General features: G+C 35.8%; 4 protein-coding genes. All 4 read right to left on the bottom strand.

Going from position 1 to position 6,424, the window contains the following annotated elements; all coding sequences use genetic code 11:
* Positions 1–446 (bottom strand): glycoside hydrolase family 97 N-terminal domain-containing protein (locus ABUA47_RS22090; protein ID WP_229126679.1); only part of this gene is annotated, 446 nt, incomplete at its 3' end.
* 76 nt (positions 447–522) lie between these two features.
* Positions 523–2,097, bottom strand: a complete 1,575-nt coding sequence (locus tag ABUA47_RS22085) for a RagB/SusD family nutrient uptake outer membrane protein (protein WP_005824689.1) — start codon at positions 2,095–2,097, stop codon at positions 523–525.
* 18 nt (positions 2,098–2,115) lie between these two features.
* Positions 2,116–5,040 carry a SusC/RagA family TonB-linked outer membrane protein gene (locus ABUA47_RS22080; protein ID WP_229031968.1) on the bottom strand — a complete coding sequence of 975 codons (2,925 nt, stop codon included), beginning with the start codon at positions 5,038–5,040 and terminating at the stop codon, positions 2,116–2,118.
* Positions 5,041–5,142: 102 nt separating this feature from the next.
* Positions 5,143–6,318 carry a glycoside hydrolase family 172 protein gene (locus tag ABUA47_RS22075; RefSeq protein WP_005824687.1) on the bottom strand — a complete coding sequence of 392 codons (1,176 nt, stop codon included), beginning with the start codon at positions 6,316–6,318 and terminating at the stop codon, positions 5,143–5,145.
* Positions 6,319–6,424: the final 106 nt, after the last annotated feature.

Raw genomic sequence — 6,424 nt, 5'->3', positions numbered from 1 at the left:
TCATCATACATCACGTATGAATCCCATGCTTTCTGTTCCGGAAATTCATATCTGAATGCTATCCCGTCATCGAATGCTCTTACAACTAGGTTCACTGTTCTCTCCTTTCCATTCCTTTCCACCAGGGGCACTGTCATCTCGTTGCAGTAGTTCCTCGCTCTGCGGACCTTCCCCACTACCAGCTCGTAGGCCTCGTCTATTTTCCTCCTTTGTACCTTTCCCGCCTTGAGCCCTGCCCCGAACTCTCCGCTGTCGAACTCGAATCCCAGCCTTGAGTCCTCCAGCAGCTGCTGTTTCCCGTATTTCACGCTGTAGGCCACTTTCTCAGGTGCTATGTCCAACACAAGCTTCAGCTTCCCGTCGGGAGATGCCACAGAGAACTTCTGCTGGGCTGAAGCGGTACCAAGGCAGAATAGGAGGGCACATATAATAAAAAGTTTTCTCATTTTTATAATAATATATTTAGTTAGAAAATACAAGCGGAATTTACATTTTTCAAATTCCGCTTGAAATATGATAGTATTATTTAGGGTTTTGTACTAAATTAGAATTACGTTGTAGCTGATCAAATGGTATTAGCATGAGATTACGTTTTGTATCATTAGTAGGCTGGTGTTCCCACCAAGTACCTTTTGTGAAATTATTATCAAAACGAATAAGTTGACTTCGACGTAAGCCTTCTAATGCAAATTCTACACCAAGTTCTTGAAGAAAACGACCATATTTTACTGGAACTCCATTACAAATTGTGGTAGCTTCTAATTCTGAACCGGTTAATTCATTGGTTGTATCGAAGTTTCTTCTACGTACTTCATTTACTAATTCGGCAGCTTCTTGTGAGCTACCTCCTGTACGGAGTATACATTCAGCTTTCATCATTAATACTTCGGCATATCTCATAATGACATAATCATTATCAGGAGTACCTGTTGCACCTATTTTGATTTCATATTTGCCAAAACGATACCCTTGATACATGGTAGCATCTCCACTAATATTAGTAACATCTTTGGTATAACTGAGCAGCATTTGTGGGTCTCCGCACCAACCATTTGTCCATAATGGAGTACCATCAAGTGCATATTGTTGTCCCATGCGCCATGTTTTTTCTAAACGCTTATCACCTTCTATATAGTTATCAAAGAAAGTAGGAACTCCGACGCACCCACCATCAAGCCAAGTGGCTTGGAGGTTGAAAGTTTGCATTTGAGAATAGTGTAAAGTTTTGCGTGCCCACATATAAATTTGACCACCTGATTTGGTTTCATCGAATGGAATTACAAACATTGTTTCATTACTCAATTCGTTATTTGTAGAAAATGGGAGTGAATAATCTCCGTCTAGTCTATATTTATTAGTAGCAATAATTTCATTGCATAAATTTTCACATTCATTATACATGGGAGTTCCTATCCATGCTTCAGCATTCAAATATAGACGTGCCAAAAGCATTTTTGCGTTCCATTTATTAAAACGTCCATAGGTGTTTAAGACATCTTCACTTAAGTTATTGATATTATTTTTTAATTCCGACTCAACGAATTCAAAAACTTTAGACCGTGGCTCTGTTGCTGGTAAATAACCATCAGGAACATCAAATCGATCAATAATGGGAACATTACCAAAAGCTTCTAGTAGTAAGTAATAATAAAATGCGCGAGCTACTTTTAATTCTGCAATATAATTTTCTTTACCATTCATTTCTATTGTTGAATTTTCAAATTGGTAAAGAACTCTATTAGCACTTGAGACACCTGAATATAATGCATTCCATATATTGTTTAGATGTGCATCTTCTTCCATCCAAGAATGTTGGTGTAAGCGAATATAAATACCTCCATCATACCATAAGCCATGATTTTTAACTGGAGTAACACAAACATCGGTAGTTTCTTCTAAATCCCACCAGTTTGAATGTTCTGTTAAGGTACGCATACTGGAATATATGGGAACCATGGCTGCCAAGAATTCAGATTCAGTTTTATAAAAGTCTTTTTCAGGGATGCTACTAAAAATTTCTTCATCCAAATTGGTACAAGAACTGAATAAAGAGATAACAGCTAAAAATGCACCAGTAATATATTGTTTTTTGAACATTGCTGTAATTTTTTAAGGTTAAAATAAAAGATTTAAGCCAACAGTGAACTGACGTGTAGTGGGATATAACTCGCCTGCACCAGATCCTTCAACACCAGGAGCAAGTCCTTTAATACTAACTTCTGGATCTAGTCCTTTATAACCAGTCATTGTGAGTAAATTATTGCCTGCTACATATAGACGAAGACGTTGAATGACTTTTTGTTTTTTAAGATTAAATGTATAGCCAACACTTATATTATCCAATTTTACATAATCACCATCTTCTACATAATAACTTTGCATAGCAGGAGCACCTTTTACATATGAATTACTACCAAATGGTTTTTCCAATACTGAGCGAGGTAGATTGCCTTCTCCAATACGTGAGGTTGTTTCCCAATGCATACGTTGGCGGTTCAAGACTTGAAAATTGAATGCACCGCGGAACATAACAGATACGTCGAAACCTTTATAGCTTAATGCTAAATTTAGACTTCCATAAGTTGTTGGAATACCATTACCAATAACTTTTTTGTCGCCATCATCAGCATCAGTCAATAATTTGGGTTGACCATCAGCACCATATACCATCCATAAACCATCAGATGTAAGACTATGAGTCTGGAAACCATGGAAATTACCAACGGGATCACCTTCTCTTACTATGTGAGTATGGGTTTGAATTGGTGAACCGGTAGCTCCTTCATACCAATAATCTTTTTGATAAAGTCCATTTGATAAAGAAATGATTTTATTTTTGTTATAGGAAAATGTTCCTGTAATGTCAAAACGTAAATCGCGTGTTTTAATAGGAGTACCACTTAATAACAATTCGATGCCTTGATTTCTAATTTTTCCAACATTTGCCATCATACTTGATACAATGTAAGGTGGAGTTGGTACTTCATAGGTAGAAAGTAGATCTGAAGTTTCACGGTGATAAATATCAATAGAACCAGAAAGTCTATTTTTTAGGAATGAAAAATCAAGTCCCAAATTTAACTCACTCTTCGTTTCCCATTTTAAATCGGGATTAGGATTTTGGTATGGACCTGCACCTTGTGTCCATTTTCCATTAATATATGCATATCCACCATAATTTAACAAATACATGGATAGTAAATTAGATGTGACTTCATTACCTGTAACGCCATAACCTATGCGAACTTTTAAGTCATCTAACCATTGGATATCTTGCATAAAATTCTCTTTGCTAATGCGCCATCCTGCTGATATAGCAGGAAACCAACCCCATTTATGGTTATCTCCAAAGCGTGATGAACCTTCACGGCGTAAACTGGCCATAAACATATACTTTTCATTGTAATTATAAGTCAATCGACCAAAAAATGAAATTAGTTTATGAGTATTTCTATAACTGGTCATAGCTGCCTTATTATCCTTCATATCATTCATAGAACCAATATTCCAAGGTCCAAACATATCTGTTGGAAAATCTTTTGCCCATTGATATATACCTTTAGCATCATCATCTTGGTAACTATAACCTATCATGGCACCTAGATTGTGTAAACCTAATGATTTGGTATAATCACCTACCAATTCTAAATTCTTTTGCATTGTATTATCAGCCCAATTCCAAACATTACCATAATCTCCGTTTACCACAGTAGTCATATGTTTAAATGTATTGCTTTTATTCTCCATGCGATCAAAACGTTGCATAGCTCCCATCACACTTAGATTAAGACCTTCAATTGGTGATAAAGTTATTTTCCCGCTCATCATTAATTGATTGTATCCTTCTACATCATATTCTTCATTAATCATGGCAACCGGATTATAAGGTTTAAGATTTACTTTATATTCCGTATAATTTCCATTTTCATCATAGATAGGGCGGGTAGGATTTTCTAATAAAGCATTTAAATAGGCTGCATACCATGCACGTTGTTGGGTGACATAACTATCATTGATATTGAATTGAAAGCGTAATTTATTATTGAACATATTATGATTTAGACCTATTTTAGCTGTAATAGATTCACGATCTGTATGACGAATGACACCTTCACGTTTGCGATAATCTATGGAAGCTACGTAATTGGATTCAGCGCTACCACCTTTCAAAGAAAGAAAATGATTGTGGCTGATAGCTGTACGACTAATAGCGTCCACCCAATCAGTGGTAGTTCCCTCATCTTGAATACCTGGAAAATCAGGATCATCTGTTAATCTACGATAATCATTGGCTGTTAACATATCAGCATGTTTTGCAAATGTTTCAAATGAGATAGATCCATTATACTCCATGGAAAGTTTAGTCGCTTTAGCACGATTGGTAGTAATTACAATGACACCATTTGTACCACGAGTACCATAAATAGCAGCTGCAGAACCATCTTTTAGCACATCTATAGATTCTATGTCTTCACTTGAAATAGCTGTTAAACTACCACCTGGAATTCCGTCAATAACGATCAATGGACTAGTATTACCAGATAATGAATTAACACCTCGAATAGTCATTTCGAGTCCTAATACAGGATCACCAGTATAATTTGAAAGTTGAAGACCTGCTACTTTTCCTTGAAGGAGTTGTTCGGGACTTTTTACCATCCCGGCAAGAAAATCGTCTTTTTTTACTGATGTAATAGCACTGGTTACTTCACCTTTTTTCATGGAACCATAACCTACCACTACCACATCATCAAGCTGAAATACATCTTCTTCAAGAATGATGTTTAAAAAAGTAGTTTTATCGTTAGTTGGAATGGTGCGAGTAATGTATCCAATATAACTTACTGTTAATGTACTGCCAGGTCTTAATTTTATCTCAAATATTCCGTCAATATTTGTTGAAACTCCATTACTGGTGCCAGTTTCCAATATTGTAACTCCTGGTAATGTGTTGCCTTTTGCATCTTTTACGACACCTTGGAAGTTTTTGGTTTGTGCAATAGCTAATTGACATATGCATAACATATATAATATTGTCATTAGTCGAATTGTATTGGACAAAGTCCTTTTTTGATAAAAATTTAGCATAGATTCAAAGTGATAAAATGTTTAGATAAATAATTATATATTTCTCAGAGTATTTTAAAAAGGTCGTACAATTTCTAGATCGTCTACTGAAGGTAATGTTGGAAATTTAGCATGTGGTTCAGTTTGATACCAAAATACAACAGAAGAAATGTCTGATTTCTGATCGAGATATCGGCCGTCGTTACGCCATCCAAGATCTTGAATTGTAACTTTTAAATCCTTTTCAAAACGGATTGGATCAAGTATGTGCCAACGATACATGCCAAAACGTTGTTGTGAACGATAAACTCCATCTGGGCGAATAATCTGATGTAATCCTGCATAAGGAGTAGTGAATTCTTCATATTGATGCGTCGTTTTATTTTCAAAGTTGTAAGATCCGCAAAAGTAATCTTCTGTACCAGTACCGCAGATTGTCGGAAATTTCTTATCACCATCCATGAAGAATTTAATTTCACCTTCACCCCACCAACCGTTATTATTCACTTGCCAAGCAATATATGTACCAACGTATTGTCCTTTACCTTTAATACCATCAACCAATACATGGTCAGAATTTATATTAGGATTTGAGCGACGGAATTGTGCATGAAAATAAGCTGCATCCTCAGGAACTTCTGTTAAAGTGTAGTTTATTTGGTAATAAACTCTCATTTCATTATTGGGGTCAATGTTTTCCATTGTAATTTTACATTTTTTGCGGAAAGGCATTTGCCAATAACAATTGAACGCACTACCAGGGTTTACACAAACTGCTAATGAACTTAATGGAGAATATAGTCCCCAACCACTGCAGAAAAAATCACCTATAGGGCACTCTACAGAAGGTTCTTTTTCATCATCCCAATAAAAGCGAATAATTGTTTTTCTCCATTCACCTGTTGGTGTCATCCAAATTTGTTGTATAGAACCAGGGCCTTCGATTTCTGCTAAAGTAAAAGTTTCGTTAGGGCCAATGTTTACATAAGGATTGACTTTCCAGCCTTGCCCTAAAGTTTTAGCTGCATGATGTGCATTAGCTTGATTTATTTTTTCTTTATCTGTAATTGGATCAGCCATACCACCTTTACCTTTCTCACCTGTAAAGTTTTCAGGGCTGATGGAACGTGTCTTGGCATTGGATAAGCGATATAAATTACCCATATTCATGTCAAGTCCATTAAAATTTTGAGCGTAAATGCTTATAGTTGCCATACATAAGGCTGCTAAGATAAAAAATTTGATTTTCATGGTTTAAATAAATTAATTGGTTTATATACTTAGTTAATGGTTTCAGCAAGTTTTGCCAGTTCAAGATATTTCTTGTATAGTTTTTCGTAGATGAGGGCTCTTTTCT

This window comes from Bacteroides sp. RTP31139st1_H2_RTP31139_211217, from assembly GCF_040227615.1.
Taxonomy (GTDB): Bacteria; Bacteroidota; Bacteroidia; order Bacteroidales; family Bacteroidaceae; genus Bacteroides; species Bacteroides uniformis.
The sequence above is the reverse complement of the archived record's forward strand: the minus strand, read 5'-3'. Positions and strand labels throughout refer to the sequence as shown.

What these genes read in the sequence shown, in the direction of transcription:
- ABUA47_RS22085 (WP_005824689.1), bottom strand. Translation starts at nt 2,097, where the DNA reads ATGTTCAAAAAACAATATATTACTGGTGCATTTTTAGCTGTTATCTCT.
- ABUA47_RS22080 (WP_229031968.1), bottom strand. Translation starts at nt 5,040, where the DNA reads ATGACAATATTATATATGTTATGCATATGTCAATTAGCTATTGCACAA.
- ABUA47_RS22075 (WP_005824687.1), bottom strand. Translation starts at nt 6,318, where the DNA reads ATGAAAATCAAATTTTTTATCTTAGCAGCCTTATGTATGGCAACTATA.